Source organism: Flavobacterium sp. I3-2, from assembly GCF_013389595.1.
Taxonomy (GTDB): domain Bacteria; phylum Bacteroidota; class Bacteroidia; order Flavobacteriales; family Flavobacteriaceae; genus Flavobacterium.
This window is the reverse complement of sequence record NZ_CP058306.1, coordinates 974,114-990,776: the sequence shown is the minus strand read 5'-3', so window position 1 is coordinate 990,776 and position 16,663 is coordinate 974,114. Positions and strand designations below refer to the sequence as shown.

The 16,663-nt window shown below is 30.7% G+C and carries 16 protein-coding genes; 15 read left to right on the top strand and 1 reads right to left on the bottom strand.

Annotated features, from left to right (window positions below; translation table 11 throughout):
- Positions 1–83: 83 nt before the first annotated feature.
- The 8 genes from HW119_RS04750 to HW119_RS04715 all read left to right on the top strand — a co-directional run bounded on the left by HW119_RS04750 (position 84) and on the right by HW119_RS04715 (position 10,848).
- On the top strand, positions 84–1,220 hold the full coding sequence (locus HW119_RS04750; RefSeq protein ID WP_177761667.1) for an aspartate aminotransferase family protein: 1,137 nt from the start codon (positions 84–86) through the stop codon (positions 1,218–1,220).
- Between the two features lie 158 nt (positions 1,221–1,378).
- Positions 1,379–2,377: an acetylornithine carbamoyltransferase gene (locus HW119_RS04745; RefSeq protein ID WP_177761665.1), complete on the top strand. Its 999-nt coding sequence runs from the start codon at positions 1,379–1,381 to the stop codon at positions 2,375–2,377.
- Positions 2,378–2,569: 192 nt separating this feature from the next.
- Positions 2,570–3,349 carry an acetylglutamate kinase gene (argB, locus tag HW119_RS04740; protein WP_177761663.1) on the top strand — a complete coding sequence of 260 codons (780 nt, stop codon included), beginning with the start codon at positions 2,570–2,572 and terminating at the stop codon, positions 3,347–3,349.
- A 7-nt stretch (positions 3,350–3,356) separates the two neighbouring features.
- A complete protein-coding gene (locus HW119_RS04735) occupies positions 3,357–4,415 on the top strand; it encodes a M20 family metallo-hydrolase (RefSeq protein ID WP_177761661.1) in 1,059 nt (352 codons plus the stop codon).
- Positions 4,412–5,746: an argininosuccinate lyase gene (gene argH / locus HW119_RS04730; RefSeq protein WP_177761659.1), complete on the top strand. Its 1,335-nt coding sequence runs from the start codon at positions 4,412–4,414 to the stop codon at positions 5,744–5,746. Before HW119_RS04735 ends, argH begins: the two co-directional genes overlap by 4 nt.
- A gap of 56 nt (positions 5,747–5,802) precedes the next feature.
- Positions 5,803–6,147 (top strand): hypothetical protein, encoded by a 345-nt coding sequence (locus HW119_RS04725; protein ID WP_177761657.1) that lies wholly within the window; start codon positions 5,803–5,805, stop codon positions 6,145–6,147.
- 119 nt (positions 6,148–6,266) lie between these two features.
- Positions 6,267–10,172, top strand: a complete 3,906-nt coding sequence (locus HW119_RS04720; protein WP_177761655.1) for a response regulator — start codon at positions 6,267–6,269, stop codon at positions 10,170–10,172.
- A gap of 19 nt (positions 10,173–10,191) precedes the next feature.
- On the top strand, positions 10,192–10,848 hold the full coding sequence (locus HW119_RS04715) for a response regulator transcription factor (RefSeq protein ID WP_177761653.1): 657 nt from the start codon (positions 10,192–10,194) through the stop codon (positions 10,846–10,848).
- Positions 10,849–10,927: 79 nt separating this feature from the next.
- Here HW119_RS04715 and HW119_RS04710 read toward each other — a convergent pair whose 3' ends face one another.
- Positions 10,928–11,977: a ferredoxin--NADP reductase gene (locus HW119_RS04710; protein WP_177761651.1), complete on the bottom strand. Its 1,050-nt coding sequence runs from the start codon at positions 11,975–11,977 to the stop codon at positions 10,928–10,930.
- A 147-nt stretch (positions 11,978–12,124) separates the two neighbouring features.
- On the opposite strand from HW119_RS04710, the gene HW119_RS04705 reads away from it, so the two are divergent.
- From HW119_RS04705 to HW119_RS04675, 7 genes are read left to right on the top strand one after another with little or no spacing between them, the layout of a single operon-like run.
- A complete protein-coding gene (locus tag HW119_RS04705) occupies positions 12,125–12,469 on the top strand; it encodes a PadR family transcriptional regulator (RefSeq protein ID WP_177761649.1) in 345 nt (114 codons plus the stop codon).
- On the top strand, positions 12,470–13,126 hold the full coding sequence (locus tag HW119_RS04700; RefSeq protein ID WP_177761647.1) for a hypothetical protein: 657 nt from the start codon (positions 12,470–12,472) through the stop codon (positions 13,124–13,126).
- Positions 13,127–13,831, top strand: a complete 705-nt coding sequence (locus HW119_RS04695; protein WP_177761645.1) for a hypothetical protein — start codon at positions 13,127–13,129, stop codon at positions 13,829–13,831.
- Positions 13,832–13,840: 9 nt separating this feature from the next.
- Positions 13,841–14,467, top strand: coding sequence for a hypothetical protein (locus HW119_RS04690; protein WP_177761643.1), 627 nt, complete (start codon positions 13,841–13,843; stop codon positions 14,465–14,467).
- Between the two features lie 2 nt (positions 14,468–14,469).
- Positions 14,470–15,144: a hypothetical protein gene (locus tag HW119_RS04685; RefSeq protein WP_177761641.1), complete on the top strand. Its 675-nt coding sequence runs from the start codon at positions 14,470–14,472 to the stop codon at positions 15,142–15,144.
- Positions 15,141–15,848, top strand: coding sequence for a hypothetical protein (locus HW119_RS04680; protein WP_177761639.1), 708 nt, complete (start codon positions 15,141–15,143; stop codon positions 15,846–15,848). Before HW119_RS04685 ends, HW119_RS04680 begins: the two co-directional genes overlap by 4 nt.
- Before the next feature lie 2 nt (positions 15,849–15,850).
- Positions 15,851–16,603 carry a hypothetical protein gene (locus tag HW119_RS04675; RefSeq protein WP_177761637.1) on the top strand — a complete coding sequence of 251 codons (753 nt, stop codon included), beginning with the start codon at positions 15,851–15,853 and terminating at the stop codon, positions 16,601–16,603.
- The last annotated feature ends 60 nt before the right edge of the window (positions 16,604–16,663 follow it).

Here is a 16,663-nt window from a genome sequence, read left to right as displayed (position 1 = left end):
GAATGACAAGAATTAAGATAAAAGTACAAAGTATTAAGAGCTCTTTATGCCATTTGACATTAAGACTTTAAACAGATTAAGGAATGAAATTATTTGATGTATATCCGGTAAATGCCATCGAAATTCAAAAAGGACAAGGGTCTTATGTTTTCGATGCAAACGGAACAAAATATTTAGATTTATATGGTGGTCATGCGGTGATTTCAATCGGTCACACTAATCCACATTATGTAAACAGATTAACAGAACAATTACAAAATTTAGGTTTCTATTCAAACTCAATTGAAATTCCTATCCAAAAACAATTAGCTTCTTTGTTAGGAGAAGTTTCTGGTAAAACAAATTACCAATTGTTTTTATGTAATTCAGGTGCAGAAGCAAATGAAAACGCGTTAAAATTAGCATCGTTCTACAACAATCGTAAAAAAATCGTCGCTTTTAAAAATGCATTTCACGGACGTACTTCATTAGCAGTTGCAGCAACCGATAATCCAAAAATTGTTGCGCCAGTTAACGAAACCGACAATGTAGTTTTTTTACCATTTAATGATGAAACAGCTTTAGAAAAAGCATTTGCCGATTTTGGCAACGAAATTTCTTCTGTAATTATTGAAAGTATCCAAGGAGTTGGTGGAATTCAATTAGCTACAGATTTTTTTTTACAAAAAATCAGAACTTTAACTACGCAGTACAATGCTGTTTTTATTGCAGATGAGGTTCAGTGTGGTTACGGTCGTTCAGGTAAATTCTACGCACAAGATTATTCAGGTGTTGAAGCTGATATTTACACTATGGCAAAAGGAATGGGGAATGGTTTCCCGATTGGTGGAATTTCTATTTCTGAAAAATTTATTCCGTGGCATGGTGAGTTAGGTACAACTTTTGGTGGTAATCATTTAGCATGTGCTGCGGCATTGTCGGTTTTAGAAGTTATCAAAAAAGATAATTTAATGGCAAATGCTTTAGAAGTTGGAAATTACTTAATGAACGAATTAAAGGGTTTCGATAAAATTACTGAAGTTCGTGGTAAAGGTTTAATGATTGGAATTGATTTACCAATGGAATTAAAAGCGGTAAAAGATAATTTATTATTCGAAAATAAAATCTTTACTGGTTATGCAGCTCCAAACGTTATTCGTTTATTACCTGCATTAAACGTATCGAAAGTAGAAGCAGATATCTTCTTAGAAGCTTTAAAAGGACAATTAAATAAGTATTAGTCTTTTGAAAAAGGTTTGAATTGTCATTCCGACGATAGGAGGAATCTAAAACATAAGGATTCTTCACTTTGCTAACGCATCGTTCTGAATGACATTAGACATGAAAACTTTCAACTTTAAGACTTAAATTAATTATAAACAATTTGAAATCAAGATAAATGGAAAAATTCTTTTCGGTTGGTGATGTAGCTAATTTATCACAAATTGTACATGAAGCTTTACAAGAAAAAGCTTCGCCTAACGCAAATGAAGCATTAGGTAAACACAAAATGATGGGCTTAGTTTTTCTAAATCCAAGTTTACGTACGCGTTTAAGTACGCAAAAAGCAGCCATGAATTTAGGAATGAATGTTATGGTAATGAATATGGACAAAGATGGTTGGGCATTAGAAACGCGCGATGGTGTAGTAATGAACGGAACTACGGTTGAGCATATTCGTGAAGCAGCTGCTGTTATGGGTGAATATTGCGATATTTTAGGATTACGTTGTTTCCCAGGCTTAAAAGATGCTGAAGAAGATTATAGCGAAGATTTATTCAATAAATTTTTAAAATTCTGTAATACGCCGGTTGTAAGTTTAGAAAGTGCAACGCGCCATCCATTACAAAGTTTAACTGATTTAATCACGATTATTGAAAACGGTGATTTTACTTTTAATGAAGCTACGCAACAATATATTCCCAACGGTAAAAAGCCTAAAGTTGTCTTAACTTGGGCGCCTCACGTAAAGGCTTTACCACAAGCTGTTCCGAATTCATTTTCTGAATGGATGTGCGAAGCTCAAAAACAAGGTTTAGTTGACTTTGTTATTGCGCAACCAAAAGGATATGAGTTAAATGAAGATTTTACTCCGGGTGCGACTTTGGTTTATAATCAAGAAGAAGCATTTAAAGATGCCGATTTTATTTACGTAAAAAACTGGTCAAGCTATAAAGATTACGGAAAGATTTTACCTTTTGAAGGAGAATGGATGCCAACTTTAGAAAGTTTAAAAATCACTAACGATGCTAAAGTAATGCACTGTTTACCAGTTCGTCGTGATTTAGAATTAGGTTCTGATATTCTTGATTCAGAAAAATCATTAGTAGTTAAAGAAGCTGGAAATCGTGTTTGGGCAGCTCAAGTTGTTATCAAACGCATTTTGGAAAATAAATAATAAGTATTGAGATTTTAGTATTGAGAATTAAGAATTCAATACTTTGTCATTCCGACGATAGGAGGAATCTATAATAAAAAGATTCTTTACTTCGCTATCGCTTCGTTCTGAATAACATTGAGGTAAATTCGACGTTGCTCTCAGTATTAAATAAAGTTGTGGTCAATTGACGATACAACAAAAATCAAAACAATGAAAAAACTAACACTTGTAAAAATCGGTGGAAACATCATTGACAACGAAATAGCTTTAAACGATTTCTTAAACTTGTTTCATCAAATCCCAGGAAAGAAAATTCTTGTTCATGGAGGTGGTAAAATAGCAACGGAATTAAGTAAAAAAATCGGGTTGAATCCAGAAATGGTACAAGGTCGAAGAATTACAGATGCCGAAATGCTTAAAGTGGTAACCATGGTTTATGCAGGATTGACTAATAAAACGATTGTTGCAAAACTTCAAGGTTTAAAAGAAAATGCCATCGGATTAACCGGCGCTGACGGAAATGTAATTGTTGCTAAAAAACGTCCGGTTGTAGAAATTGATTATGGTTATGTTGGCGATATTACCGAAGAAAATGTCAATGCCGATTTCTTGAAAGATTTGTTAGATAAAAATTTCCTACCTGTTTTCTCAGCAATTACGCACGATGGTCAAGGTCAGTTGTTTAATACAAATGCCGACACGGTTGCTTCTACTATTGCGATTGCTTTAGCAGAATTTTACGACGTTCGTTTGATTTTTAGTTTTGAGAGAAAAGGTGTTTTAAAAGATATTAACGACGAAAATTCTGTAATTCGTTCTATTAATGAATTGAATTTTAATACTTTTGTTACAGAAAATATTATTGCAGACGGAATGATTCCAAAAATTACAAACGCCTTACAAGCAGTGAATAAAGGTGTTTCTCAAGTAATTATTAAAAACGCAAACGATTTGTTAGATGAGTTTGCCGGAACCATTGTCTCCAAATAAAAAATAGATGGAAAAGATTATAGAAGGAAGTGTTGGATTGTTGATGGATTTAATCCGAACGCAATCTTTTAGTAAAGAAGAAGATCAAACAGCTCAAATTATCGATACATATTTACAAAATCACGGAGTTAAAACGCATCGTGAATTAAATAATGTTTGGGCTTTCAATAAATATTTCGATTCATCAAAACCAACCATTTTGTTGAATTCTCATCACGATACGGTTCATCCGAATAAAGATTATACACGTGACCCTTTCTTCCCAGAAATTATCGATGGAAAACTTTTTGGTTTAGGAAGTAACGATGCAGGTGGATGTTTGGTTTCGTTAATCGGAACATTCCTACATTATTACGAAAAACAAGATTTAAAATACAATTTTGTTTTAGCAGCTACAGCTGAAGAAGAAATTTCTGGCCTACACGGATTGGAATTTGTTGTTCCGAAATTAGGTGAATTGGAATTTGCCATTGTAGGTGAACCAACACAAATGCATTTGGCTATTGCCGAAAAAGGTTTGATGGTTTTAGAATGTAAAGCACCTGGTAAATCTGGTCATGCGGCTCGTGAAGAAGGTGAAAATGCTATCTACAATGCGATGAAAGATATTGCTTGGTTTCAAACGTATAAGTTTCCAAAGGAATCTGAAATATTCGGACCTATTAAAATGTCGGTTACCATGATTCAAGCAGGAACGCAACATAATGTAGTTCCTTCAAGTTGCGATTTTGTAGTTGACGTTCGTATAACTGATGCTTATACAAACGAAGAAGTTTTAGATATTGTTCACGAAAATACGATAAGCGATATTCATCCACGTTCGACTCGTTTAAAACCATCTTGTATCGATAAGAATCATCCAATTGTTCAAGCAGGAATTGCTTTAGGACGCGAAACTTACGGTTCGCCAACAACAAGTGACCAAGCTTTATTAAGTATTCCGTCTTTAAAATTAGGACCTGGAGATTCGGCTCGTTCGCACACCGCAGATGAGTTTATTTATGTAAAAGAAATTGAGGAAGGAATTCCTTTATATATTAAAATGTTAGACCAAATTGTTTTATGAAGCTTTGGCAAAAAAATACAGAAGTAGATAAAACCGTTGAAAAATTCACAGTTGGTCGCGACCGAGAAATGGATTTTTATTTAGCAAAATTTGATGTGTTGGGTTCTTTAGCTCATACTCGAATGCTTGAATCTATTGGTTTATTGACTTCAGAAGATTTAAAAGAAATTCAAAAAGAATTAAAAAATATATTCCGCGAAATCGAAGCAGGTCAGTTTCAAATTGAAGACCATGCTGAAGACGTACATTCACAAGTTGAATTTATGTTGACGGAGCGCATCGGTGAAGCTGGAAAAAAAATCCACAGCGGACGTTCTCGTAACGACCAAGTTTTGGTAGATTTAAAATTGTTTTTCCGTTCAGAAATCGAGCAGATGGTTCTTCATGTAAAAGAATTGTTTGACACCTTGATTTCGTTAAGCGAAAAACATAAAAACGTTTTACTTCCAGGTTATACGCATTTGCAAGTGGCAATGCCAAGTTCATTCGGATTGTGGTTTGGTGCTTATGCAGAAAGTTTAATTGACGATTTAGAATTGATGTTAGCTGCTTGGAAAATCACAAACAAAAATCCGTTAGGATCTGCTGCAGGTTACGGTTCATCGTTTCCATTAAACAGAACCATGACTACTGATTTGTTAGGTTTTGAGCAATTAAATTACAATGTGGTTTATGCACAAATGGGACGCGGAAAAACCGAACGTATTTTGGCACAAGCGATGAGTAGTATTGCCGCAACTATGGCTAAAATGGCGATGGATATTACGTTATATATGAATCAGAATTTTGCTTTTGTGAAATTCCCAGATCATTTAACAACAGGATCGAGTATTATGCCACATAAAAAGAATCCAGATGTTTTGGAATTGATTCGTTCACGTTGTAATAAAATTCAAGCCTTACCAAATGAAATCGCTTTAATGACCACGAATTTACCTTCGGGTTATTTTAGAGATTTACAGTTGTTGAAAGAGAATTTATTTCCTGCTTTTGAATCATTAAATGATTGTATGCAATTGTTGGTTTTGATGTTAGACCATATTCAGATTAACGAAACGATTTTAAACGATTCAAAATACGATTACTTATTTAGTGTTGAGGTGGTGAATAACGAAGTTTTAAACGGTGTTCCGTTCCGTGAAGCATACAAAAATATTGGTTTAGCTATCGAAGACGGAACATACAAACCTTTAAAAGAAGTTAATCACACGCACGAAGGAAGTATTGGTAATTTAATGAATAAACAAATTTCTGAAGCCTTTGAAAAAGTGATTCAAGATTTTAATTTCAATAAAGTACACCAAGCATTAAATGCTTTGGTTCAAGAATAACAAAAGCTCGGTTTTATGCCGAGCTTTTTTATATTTTTACATTTTAAAAATAAAAAATGACAAAAACAATCGATGCCCGTTTTGTAGGTAAATGGAAAGGCTCTGACGAAGGAAAAATGGTTGCTGGCGAAATTAACTTTTGGATGATGCATCGAAAATCAGACGGAACTTTTGAAATTATTTTTGAAACGCATTACGAAGATGGAACTGTAGAACAATTTTTTGAAACTGGAAATTGGTATGTGATAAATGATGTGTTTTATGAATATCGCGAATCCGATGAGCAAATAGATAGCTATCAATTTGAGTTTTTATCTCCCCAAATTATTCAATTTATTGAAGTAAATTCTGAAACTGAAGATTTATATAGTTTTAAGGATTATAAATTAATAGAAAACTAAAACTTATTTTTTTTACTTAAAAAAAAACTAAAATTTCTTCTAAAATATTTTTTTGTTTTTTAAATTCTAATTGCTAACATATTTATAAAGATACTACATTTGCATCAAATATAAATGCAATGATAAATTTTCCAATGCCCGGAAATGAAAATAAGCGTCTTGAAAAATTAGCTTATTACGGATTACAAAATTTAGCCAAAGAACCTGATTTAGATGTGTTTGCTGAAGCTGCTTGTTTGATCACAGATTGCTCAGCAGCATTGATTGCAATGATGGAATCAAATACACAGACTGTTCAAAGTTGTGTTGGATTTGAGTTAGAAACTGTACCTCGTCAAAGTACAATTTGCCAATACACAATTATGAGTGATGAGGTTTTGGTAATTGAAGATACTTTACTTGATGATCGTTCTCGTTATAATGAAATGATGATTCAGGCGGGTGTTCGTTTTTATGTTGGTGTTCCGTTGTTAGATGAAGAAGGTGTGGCATTAGGAACTATCTGTGCATTTGATTTTCAACCAAAGAAAATTTCGCCTAAACAAATACATTCCATAAAAAAATTAAGCGAATCTATAACAAAGATTCTGATAAGTAAGAAGAAAAATGCTTATGCAGAATATTTTATGGATACGTTTAATTTGACTAATAACATCATTTGTGTTTTAGATAATACTTTTAAGATCAAAGAAACCAATCCAGTTTTTGATAAGCTTTTTAATTTTACTAAAGACAAAACAGCTTCATTTTCATTTATAGATTTGTTTAATAATGTTTTTGATTCCCAAAAAATATCAGAATTAAATTTGCAAGATTTTGAAGATATTCAAGTTATCACAAAATCTACATTAGAAACCAACGAAATTGTTGAGATTGATTGGCATATTAAACTAAATAATTCTAAAACTGAAATTTTATGTTTTGGAAGAAATATCACTGCAGAAAATAAAGAAAAAATCAAATTAGCCAATTCAGAACAAAAATTCAAAAAGTTTTTCGAGAATTCTATTGGCTTGATGAGTCTTCATGATTTAAAAGGAAGTATGATTGCTGTAAATGAACAAGGTAGAAATGCCTTGTTATACGGTGAAGATGAAGTCAGTCAAATGAGTTTATATTCGTTGGTTGATGAATCTGAAAAAGAAGATATTGCCAAGTATTTAAAAGCTATTGCAGAAAATAGAGTTGCCAAAGGTTTGATGCGCTTAAATGCTAAAGATGGTACTAAACTTTATTGGATGTACCATAATATGCTCGAAACCGACGAAAATGGAGAACCTTATGTTGTGAGCACAGCTTTAAATATCACGGAACGAATTCTTTTAGAAAAGAAATACAAACATGTGCAGCAAATTTTAGAACAAACTAATGAAGTTGCTCAAGTTGGAGGATGGGAGTTAAATCTAGAAACAAATCAAATAACATGGTCTAAGAATACAAAAATGATTCATGGTGTTTCTGAAGATTTTGATCCAAATTTAGATTCAGCAATTAAATTCTATACTGATGAAAGTCAGGGATTTATTAATAGTTCAATTTCAAAAGCTATTAACGAAGGTATTTCATATGATCAAGAATTAGAATTAGTTCGTGCTGACGGTACTGTGATTTGGGTTCGAGTAAAAGGAATTCCTGAATTCAAAGGTGGTGTTTGTACGCGTTTATTTGGAATTATTCAAGATATAGATGAGAATAAAAAGATTTATTTAGATCTTGCCAAAAAGGAAGCAATGTTACAGGCTTTTGTTAAAGATGTACCTGCAGCAGTAGCTATGTTTGATACTGATTTGAATTACATTACGGTAAGTAAACAATGGTCCGATGAGTTTAATAAAGATAATCGTAATCTTATTGGAAACCACATGTATGATCTTTCTCGAAATGTTCCTGAAGAGCGAAAACAAATTTATGCAAACGCATTAAAAGGTCATTCTTATATAAATGAGAATCAAGTTTTTTTAGATTTAAAAGAAGAAAATCCACAGCATTATAATTGGGCAGTTAAACCTTGGTATGGATTAGAAGGCGAAATTGGCGGTATTATTTTGTTTACTCAAAATATAACACCTGCTGTAAAAATCAATCAAGAATTAATTGAAGCTAAGAAAATGGCTGATATAGCAAGTAAAGCCAAAACGGAATTCTTAGCAAATATGAGTCACGAAATTAGAACGCCACTTAACGGAGTGATTGGCTTTTCTGATTTATTATTGAAAACGCCTTTGAATGAAATTCAACAACAATATCTGAATTATATTAATGAATCAGGAAATAGCTTATTACATATTATTAATGATATTCTAGATTTCTCAAAAATCGAATCGGGTAAATTAGAATTATTCATCGATAAATTTAAAATATCTGATATTGGTGATCAAGTAATCAATGTTGTTTTATACCAAGCTCAGCGTAAGCAAATTGAATTACTTCTTAATATAGAAAACGATTTACCAAATTTCGTTTGGATGGACGTTGCACGTATCAAACAAGTCTTGATGAATTTACTTGGAAATGCAGTTAAATTCACTGAAAGTGGTGAAATTGAACTTCGAATTCGTAAAATGGCTCAAGCTGACGGAAAAGTTACTTTACGTTTTGCGGTTCGTGATACCGGAATTGGTATTCCAGTCGAAAAACAGCAACGTATTTTTGATGCCTTTACGCAAGAAGATAGTTCGGTAAGTAAACGTTATGGCGGAACTGGTTTAGGATTGACAATTTCCAACAACATTCTGAAATACATGGGAAGTTCATTATCTTTAAAAAGTGAATTAGGACTTGGATCTGTATTCTATTTTGATATTGAAGTTCCTTTTGAAAACTCAACGCTTGATGATGATGATGAAACTATCGATTTACAAAAAGTTTTAGTTGTTGACGATAACGAAAAAAACAGAATCATTTTAAAACAAATGCTTTCGTTCAAAAACGTTCAAGCAGAATTAGCTGCAAACGGTTTAGAAGCAATTCAATTTTTAATGAAAGGCAATGAGTATGATGCCATTTTAATGGATTATCATATGCCAATTTTGTCTGGATTGGAAACCATTGAAAAAATCAAAGAATTATTCAAGAAAAAAAGTAATAAAATTCCGTTGATCATTTTACATACTTCTTCAGAAGAACAAGAAGTAATTGCAAATATCAAAAAAGAAGAACAATCTTATTGTTTGTTAAAACCAATTAAATCAAATGAATTGTATTCGGTTCTTCACAGAGCGAGTACACAATTGAGCAAGATTTCAACAAATAATGAGACTGAAGTTGTAAAAGCACAAATTATTTCTCAGAAGATTAAAGTCCTTTTAGCAGATGACAATCCTGTGAATATGGCTCTTAATTTGAAAATCATGGAATTGCTTGTGCCAAACGCCGAGTTAGTTGAAGTTGAAAATGGTAAATTAGCTCTTGAAGCTTGTCAAAGAGAAAACTTTGATTTAATTTTAATGGATATTCAAATGCCAGTAATGGATGGTATTGAAGCAACAAAAGAAATTCGTAAAATATCAAGTTTTGACAATGTTCCAATTATTGGTGTTACGGCAGGAAATATTTTGATTGAAAAAGAAAAATGTATGAATGCTGGAATTTCAGATATGCTAGCTAAGCCAATCAAACAAAACGATTTATTGAATATGTTGGCTGAATATTTTGAGGTTGAAACCTTATCAGATACTCAGGTAACTGACGATTCAGAAAATATTGATTTATCTGTATTAGAAGCCCAAACCGGTGGTGATGAAAAATTCAAAGCTTATTTTTTAGATTTATTAGTAACAGAACTTAATAGTTCATTGTTGAATTTAAAACATATCGAAGATAATTTCAATAACCAATCTGTAAAAATGTATTTACATAAATTGAAAGGAACAGCCGGAATGTCTGGTTTAGTAGGTTTGTTAAAAACAGTAAACAAGTGGGAAGAAACAGAAGTTAATTCAAGTAATTTCCTTGAAATGAGCAACGAACTTCATAAAAAGATTGTAAACGCACAGCGAATAATTCAACTCGAGCTTAATAATTAATAATATAAATTGAATACAGATGATAAATAAGTTTAATAAATTCAAATTTATCACAGCAGATGATCATGAAATAATTGCAAAATCACTGATTTTTATTATTAAAGATTTATATAAAGATGCAGAGATTTACCAAATAGATAAATTAAGTGAAATTGTTGAAACCTTGAAAAAAGAAAAAATCGATTTATTGATTTTAGATATTTCTTTTCCAGAAGGTGATACATTGACAATTATTCCAAAAATTAAAGCAATTCAACCAGATATTAAGATTTTAATTTTCTCTGGGCATGACGAAAACATGTATGCGATTAGATATTTTCATGCTAATGTAAATGGTTATTTGAGTAAATCAAGCGGTGTAAATGAAATCAAGAATGCGATTACTGATGTCATGAACAACGGAAAGTATTTTAGTAGAAACATCCAAAATCAAATTATGGATAGTTTAATCTTTAAAAAACCATCAAACGCATTACAACAGTTGTCAAACAGAGAATTTGAAATCGCCAAACTTTTAGTCAAAGGTTACGGAAATACTGAGATTTCAGCTGAATTGGATTTACAAAAATCAACGGTTAGCACTTATAAAAATCGAATTTTCGAAAAACTTGAAATCAATAATGTACCCGATTTAATTCAAATATTTAAATTGTATAATGAAGAAATTACAAAATAATTTCTGATGTATCAATAAACTAAAAACTCCTGATGTTTTCTTAAAACAGCGGGAGTTTTTTTATGATAAAATGTTTCGATTAAACATCGTCAAAGTCAACATAAATTTCGTCTGAAGTTACAATTGCTTGGCAAGATAAAATCAAACCTTCGGCAACTTCTTCGTCAGATAAAATAGAATTTTTCTTCATCTCGGCAGAACCTTTTACAATTCTACACATACAAGAACTACAAATTCCACCCTGACAAGAATACGGAGCGTCGATTCCGTGTTTTAAAGCAGCGTCTAAAATGTCTAATTTTTTTGACATCTCAAACGTCGTTTCTTCATCGTCAACTAAAACCGTAATTTTAGCCATTCCGCTTGCATCAATTTTTTTTCCGCCATCGGTACTTGGAGTAAATAATTCAAAATGAATGTTTTTCTCATTTACGTTGTTTCCTTCTAAAACATCACTAACTAAGTTGATCATATCTTCCGGACCACATAAATAATACGCTTTGAATTCTTTTTCGCTATGTTTATTTTTTAAAACAAAATTCATAGTCGAACGTTCAATTCTTCCAAACAAACTTCCTTCAGGATGTGCTTGAGAAAATGAGTAATGAACAAAAAAACGACCCACATACTTTTGTTGTAATTCGTGAATTTCGTTATAAAAAATAGTTTCTTCTGGTGTTTTGTTTCCGTAAATCAAAACAAATGAACTGTTTGATTCGCTTTCTAAAACCGATTTTGCAATCGAAATAATAGGTGTAATTCCACTACCTGCAGCAACTCCACAATAATTATTTTGTTTGGTTTCGTTAGGTTCAAAAACAAATTTTCCTTCTGGAGTTCCAACTTCTAATTGGTCACCAGCTTTTAATTCGTTGGTTGCAAAGGTCGAAAAGGCTCCGTTTTCAATAGCTTTTACAACAATTCTAAAATCACCACTTTTTGGTGATGACGAAATAGAATACGAACGGCGAATTTCATTTCCGTTGAATATGTGTTTTACAGTAACATATTGTCCTGCAATAAAAGTGTACAAATTTTTTAACGTGTCAGGAATTTCAAAAGAAATCGAAACGGCATGAGGTGTTTCGTTACGAACCTCCTTAACGGTAAGTAAATTAAATGTTGACATATATCGTTAATTTGTGCAAAAATACGAATTTTTAATTTGTGATTTTTATGATGAATGTCAGCTTTTAAAAAAAGATGAAAATTTAATACCTATGATTTTGATGTATAAGAAAATTATGTATATTTGCTATACCTAAAATTCTTTAGTATGAAAAAGCAACAACAATTATATAAAGGAAGTTTAAATACCATTATTATGAAACTTCTTGAACAAAATGGTAAAATGTACGGTTACGAAATCACGCAAAAGGTAAAAGAAATTACCCAAGGCGAAATGAATATCACCGAAGGTGCTTTGTATCCGGCGTTACACAAAATGGAAGCAGAAGGTTTTTTAGATGTAGAAATGGATAAGGTTGACGGACGAATTCGTAAATATTACAAGTTAACCGAAAACGGAGTTAAAGAAACGGTTTCGCGTATGGAAGAGCTTGAAAACTTTATTCGCAACATGCAAAACATTGTTACAGGTCCTGATTTAAAAACAATTTAAATGAAACAAACTTTAACTACAGAACAACTTCAATTTATTGAGAAAGCTTTAATAGAGAAATGTGATTTCAAAGATTTTAATGACGTTCGTTTAGAAATGGTTGACCATTTGGCTTCTGAAATTGAAGAAGAGATGAACCATTTGAATTCTGATTTTAGAACGGCTTTTATTAAAGTTATGACAAAATGGAATCCGTTAATTTTGCCCAAAACGATTAGTTTTTATAGCAATGTTCCTTACATTGTTTGTAAACTTTGGAAATCTTTAGATTCAAAATTTTATTTCGGAAGTTTAGTATTATCCATTTTATTGACATTTGTTTTTTATAAATTAATTGAAAGCGGAACTTCGTTAGTAACATTTTTAGTACCTGTCATTTCAATTGGATTAATAGCAAATGTTTATTTGTTCTATAAAAAGATCACGACAAAAGTTACAACAACATTAAGCGTTTATGCATATAAACGTATCTATAAAAACTCATTGACTTTTATTCTTTTTATAGTTTTAAATATCGCATTGTCATTGGATGGAGATAATTTTAAATTATTCCCGCTTTATTATGGTTTAATATATTTCTCAATATTAATGGTTAGCAGAGCTTTCGTGGCTCATAAAAATATCAAAATTGAAAACCAACTTTTAAAAGTTATTTAAATGAAACAAACTCTAACTACAGAACAACTTCAACAAATCGAAAATAAATTATATAACGATTACGATTTTTATTACGACGATTCTAAATACGAAATCATCGACCACATAGCTTCAGAGATTGAAGACCAAATGCAAACTTCAACTTTTCAATTTGCTTTTGATACTGTTTTTGACCAATGGAAATCTAAATTACAAGAAACCGAATGGAATGGAAAGTATTTTTATGGTGAATTTAAAATACCATTTTTCTATAAACAACAGTTAACTCAAAATTTTAGAAAAGATATTTTTTTATGGATTTTAGCTTCCGTTTTAGTACCAGGTATTTTTTTTATTTTTAAAGATTCAATGGAATTAGAAACGATTAATTCTACGGTTTACATATACAAAATCATTGTATTTGCAATTGCCGTTTTCTTAAACATTTATACTTTAAAGAAATATGAGAACGGAAATTACACCACAGTTTACGGACAAATTGCGGCGTATTCAAATAAAAAAATGTTAATCTCACTATGTGCATTATCAATATTTTTTATTTTCATACCTCAAAATTCGATTAAATACGAAGAGAGCCTGAATCTTTGGTTAGTTACTTTGTTATTTTTTAGTGCATTTTATTTTTCATTTATCATCAAATACTGTAATTATTTCCGTCATCTTAAATTGGTAAACAAAATGAAAAGAGCCAAGTTTAATTTTTAAGTTTTTGGTATGAAAAAACTAATGCAAGAACAAATTGAACAAGTAAATCAAAAATTAATTACTTACGGTTTTGGTTTTATAGATATTCGCATTGAAGTTTTAGATCATTTAATTTGTTTACTTGAAGAAAAAGAATGTAATGATTTTGACGCTAATTTAAACGTTGTTTTCAATGAACAAAACGATTATTTAAAAACACAAAAGTTATCACAATGGTATCTATTAACAAAGCAACGCGTTTCAATATTTAAAGATATTTTTTTAAATCCTGTTTTTCTTGTTCTTTGGGTTTGTTGTTTCTTGGTTTTTAAATCTTTACCTTTTGTAAATCATCAAACATTTTTAGCAGATTTAGATGTACTTCCTTTAGCATTACCAATTATTAGTTTTGTTGTTTTTGGTATCTATTATTTCAAATCTAAAAATAAGGTTACAAGTACATTTGGTGCATTTTTTACTTTAAGTTTTATCTCTATGTTTTACTTGTATTTTGGCATTCATTGGGTTAGAAAATTTTCAGAACTTCCTTCGTTAATCTTATTGTCTGGTTTTACAGCAATTAGTTTAATGTTTTATTATTTACCGATTTATTACAAGCTTAAAAACGATAAAAAATACAACGCTTTACTTCAATAAAAATGAAAAAACTAACGCAAGAACAAATCGATCAATTATTTGTATTTACCAAAAAGCATTTGGTAGAACATTACGATGTTCAGGTAGAACTGGTCGATCATTTAGCCAATGCCATTGAAGCCGAATGGGAAATAAACCCAAACATTTCGTTTACTGAAGCTTTACAAAAAGAATATAAAAACTTTGGTGTTTTTGGATTTTCTGGTTTGGTAGAACAAAAACAAGCAGCCTTGCAAAATCATTATTGGAATATAATTAAAAATGAAATGCAAAGCTTTTTTACAATTCCAAAAATAGTGATTTCAGTGGCTTTGTTTTATGTATTATTTCAATTTTATTCAAAACCAACAACACTTGGTGAGCAAATTTGGTTGGCACTAGAAGGAGTGTTGTTAATTACAACAATTGTTATATGGATATATCAATATATTAAAATTAAAAAAAGTAATAAAAAATATTTAATTCAATCAATAAGTAACTATTTTTATAGTATTCCGTTTACTTTTATTGTCTTTTTTGGCTTTTCAATTAAAAGCAATCCAAATCTGTTTTCTATTGTTGTCGGTGCGACAAGTACTACTTTATATATACTTTTTGTTGTCATTTTATTTTTTAAAATTATTCCATTAATTAAAAATGAAATTCGATTAACAGAACAAAAAATGGAAATGATATGAAAAAATTGACTGAAAAAGAAATTGTGTATTTGTTTGATTTTACCAAAAAGCATTTTGTCGAATTTTACGACGTTCAAGTAGAATTGGTCGATCATTTAGCTAATGCCATTGAAGCAGAATGGGAGATAAATCCAAACATTTCTTTTGAAGATGTTTTGCAAGCCGAATTTAAAAAATTTGGTATTTTTGGTTTTACCGGTTTGGTAGAACAAAAACAAAACGAATTACATAAGTATTACAATAAAATGCTTTGGACAGAAATTAAAACTTTTTTTTCTGTTCCTAAGATAATTTTAACTATCACACTTTATTTCGGAATTTATTTTTTGCTAATAAAAACAGCCTATTTCGGAGAAACAATAGCTTTGACAGCAATGGTTATTTCTTATGTTGTTTTTATGATTGATGCTTTACGCTATATGTCCAAAATAAAAAAAGAGCAAAAGAAAAAAGGGAAAAGTTGGCTGATTCAATCGGTTGCGCATAGTGTGTTTTCAATTCCGACAATTGGTTTTGGAGCCATTTTTTATCCATTATTCAATCGTATTTTTGATGAAAGTTTAGCACTTTCAAACGCTGGAGTGTATTTTTTATCGCTGTTTCTTCTTGTTCACATGTTATTTATTTTTATTTTTTATGATGTAATAAAACCAAGCTTAATTAGTAGTATAGACGAAACCGAAAAACGTTACCAAACCATTTAAAAATGCAAATAACCATTCAACAGTTACAACAAATTTCAAATTGGATTACGAATCAAAAAATAACCGATTTTGATTCTTTCGGAAGAAAAGACAAAAAGCATTTGTTTTACGATATTCAGTGCGAAATGACGGATCATATCGCTTCGAATATTGAAGATTTAATGCAAAGCGAAAACGAATCATTTTCAGAAGCTTTTGAATTAGTCAAACAAAAATGGAAGGCAACCGAACTTCAGAAATTAGAACTTGCTAAAGAAAAAGTCTTAAGAAGTAAATATACCAAGTTGTATTTTTCAGCTTTTAAAAAAATGTTGTTTTCGCCCTATCTTTTATATGTTTTCTTGATTGGAATAGTACTTTTTAAACTTTTAATGATTGACGAATTTTGGTTTTTTCAAGTGAAATTTGTGGTTTCAATAAGTTGTTTGTTGTTTGGTTTAGGATTGATTTTGGTAAACATGTATCAAACGGAAAAGATTAATGGTAAACAAAATCGATTTTTATTAAACGGCATCAGTTTTCGGATTATTGCTGTTTTAACCGGGTTAAACGCTGTAATCACCAATTTCGCTTTTAATTTTTTTGTTGAGCCGATGAATTCTTTTAATGCAGAAAGTTATGATTTTTATACCAACAGCATTAAGTTAAGCGTCTTATTAACTTTGATGATTTGTAATGTAGTGATTGTTTATTTTGTGATTCACCGAACATTAAAATCCGATTTAAAAAAATACGTGATTTCGTATTCAAATTAATATTCAAGCTCTTGATTTTTCAGGAGCTTTTTTTATTATATTTAGATATGTAATTAAATC

Coding starts and splice junctions, on each gene's coding strand:
- HW119_RS04695 (WP_177761645.1), top strand. CDS start 13,127: ATGAAACAAACTCTAACTACAGAACAACTTCAACAAATCGAAAATAAA.
- HW119_RS04700 (WP_177761647.1), top strand. CDS start 12,470: ATGAAACAAACTTTAACTACAGAACAACTTCAATTTATTGAGAAAGCT.
- HW119_RS04725 (WP_177761657.1), top strand. CDS start 5,803: ATGACAAAAACAATCGATGCCCGTTTTGTAGGTAAATGGAAAGGCTCT.
- HW119_RS04675 (WP_177761637.1), top strand. CDS start 15,851: ATGCAAATAACCATTCAACAGTTACAACAAATTTCAAATTGGATTACG.
- argH (WP_177761659.1), top strand. CDS start 4,412: ATGAAGCTTTGGCAAAAAAATACAGAAGTAGATAAAACCGTTGAAAAA.
- HW119_RS04685 (WP_177761641.1), top strand. CDS start 14,470: ATGAAAAAACTAACGCAAGAACAAATCGATCAATTATTTGTATTTACC.
- HW119_RS04710 (WP_177761651.1), bottom strand. CDS start 11,977: ATGTCAACATTTAATTTACTTACCGTTAAGGAGGTTCGTAACGAAACA.
- HW119_RS04715 (WP_177761653.1), top strand. CDS start 10,192: ATGATAAATAAGTTTAATAAATTCAAATTTATCACAGCAGATGATCAT.
- argB (WP_177761663.1), top strand. CDS start 2,570: ATGAAAAAACTAACACTTGTAAAAATCGGTGGAAACATCATTGACAAC.
- HW119_RS04705 (WP_177761649.1), top strand. CDS start 12,125: ATGAAAAAGCAACAACAATTATATAAAGGAAGTTTAAATACCATTATT.
- HW119_RS04745 (WP_177761665.1), top strand. CDS start 1,379: ATGGAAAAATTCTTTTCGGTTGGTGATGTAGCTAATTTATCACAAATT.
- HW119_RS04680 (WP_177761639.1), top strand. CDS start 15,141: ATGAAAAAATTGACTGAAAAAGAAATTGTGTATTTGTTTGATTTTACC.
- HW119_RS04690 (WP_177761643.1), top strand. CDS start 13,841: ATGAAAAAACTAATGCAAGAACAAATTGAACAAGTAAATCAAAAATTA.
- HW119_RS04735 (WP_177761661.1), top strand. CDS start 3,357: ATGGAAAAGATTATAGAAGGAAGTGTTGGATTGTTGATGGATTTAATC.
- HW119_RS04750 (WP_177761667.1), top strand. CDS start 84: ATGAAATTATTTGATGTATATCCGGTAAATGCCATCGAAATTCAAAAA.
- HW119_RS04720 (WP_177761655.1), top strand. CDS start 6,267: ATGATAAATTTTCCAATGCCCGGAAATGAAAATAAGCGTCTTGAAAAA.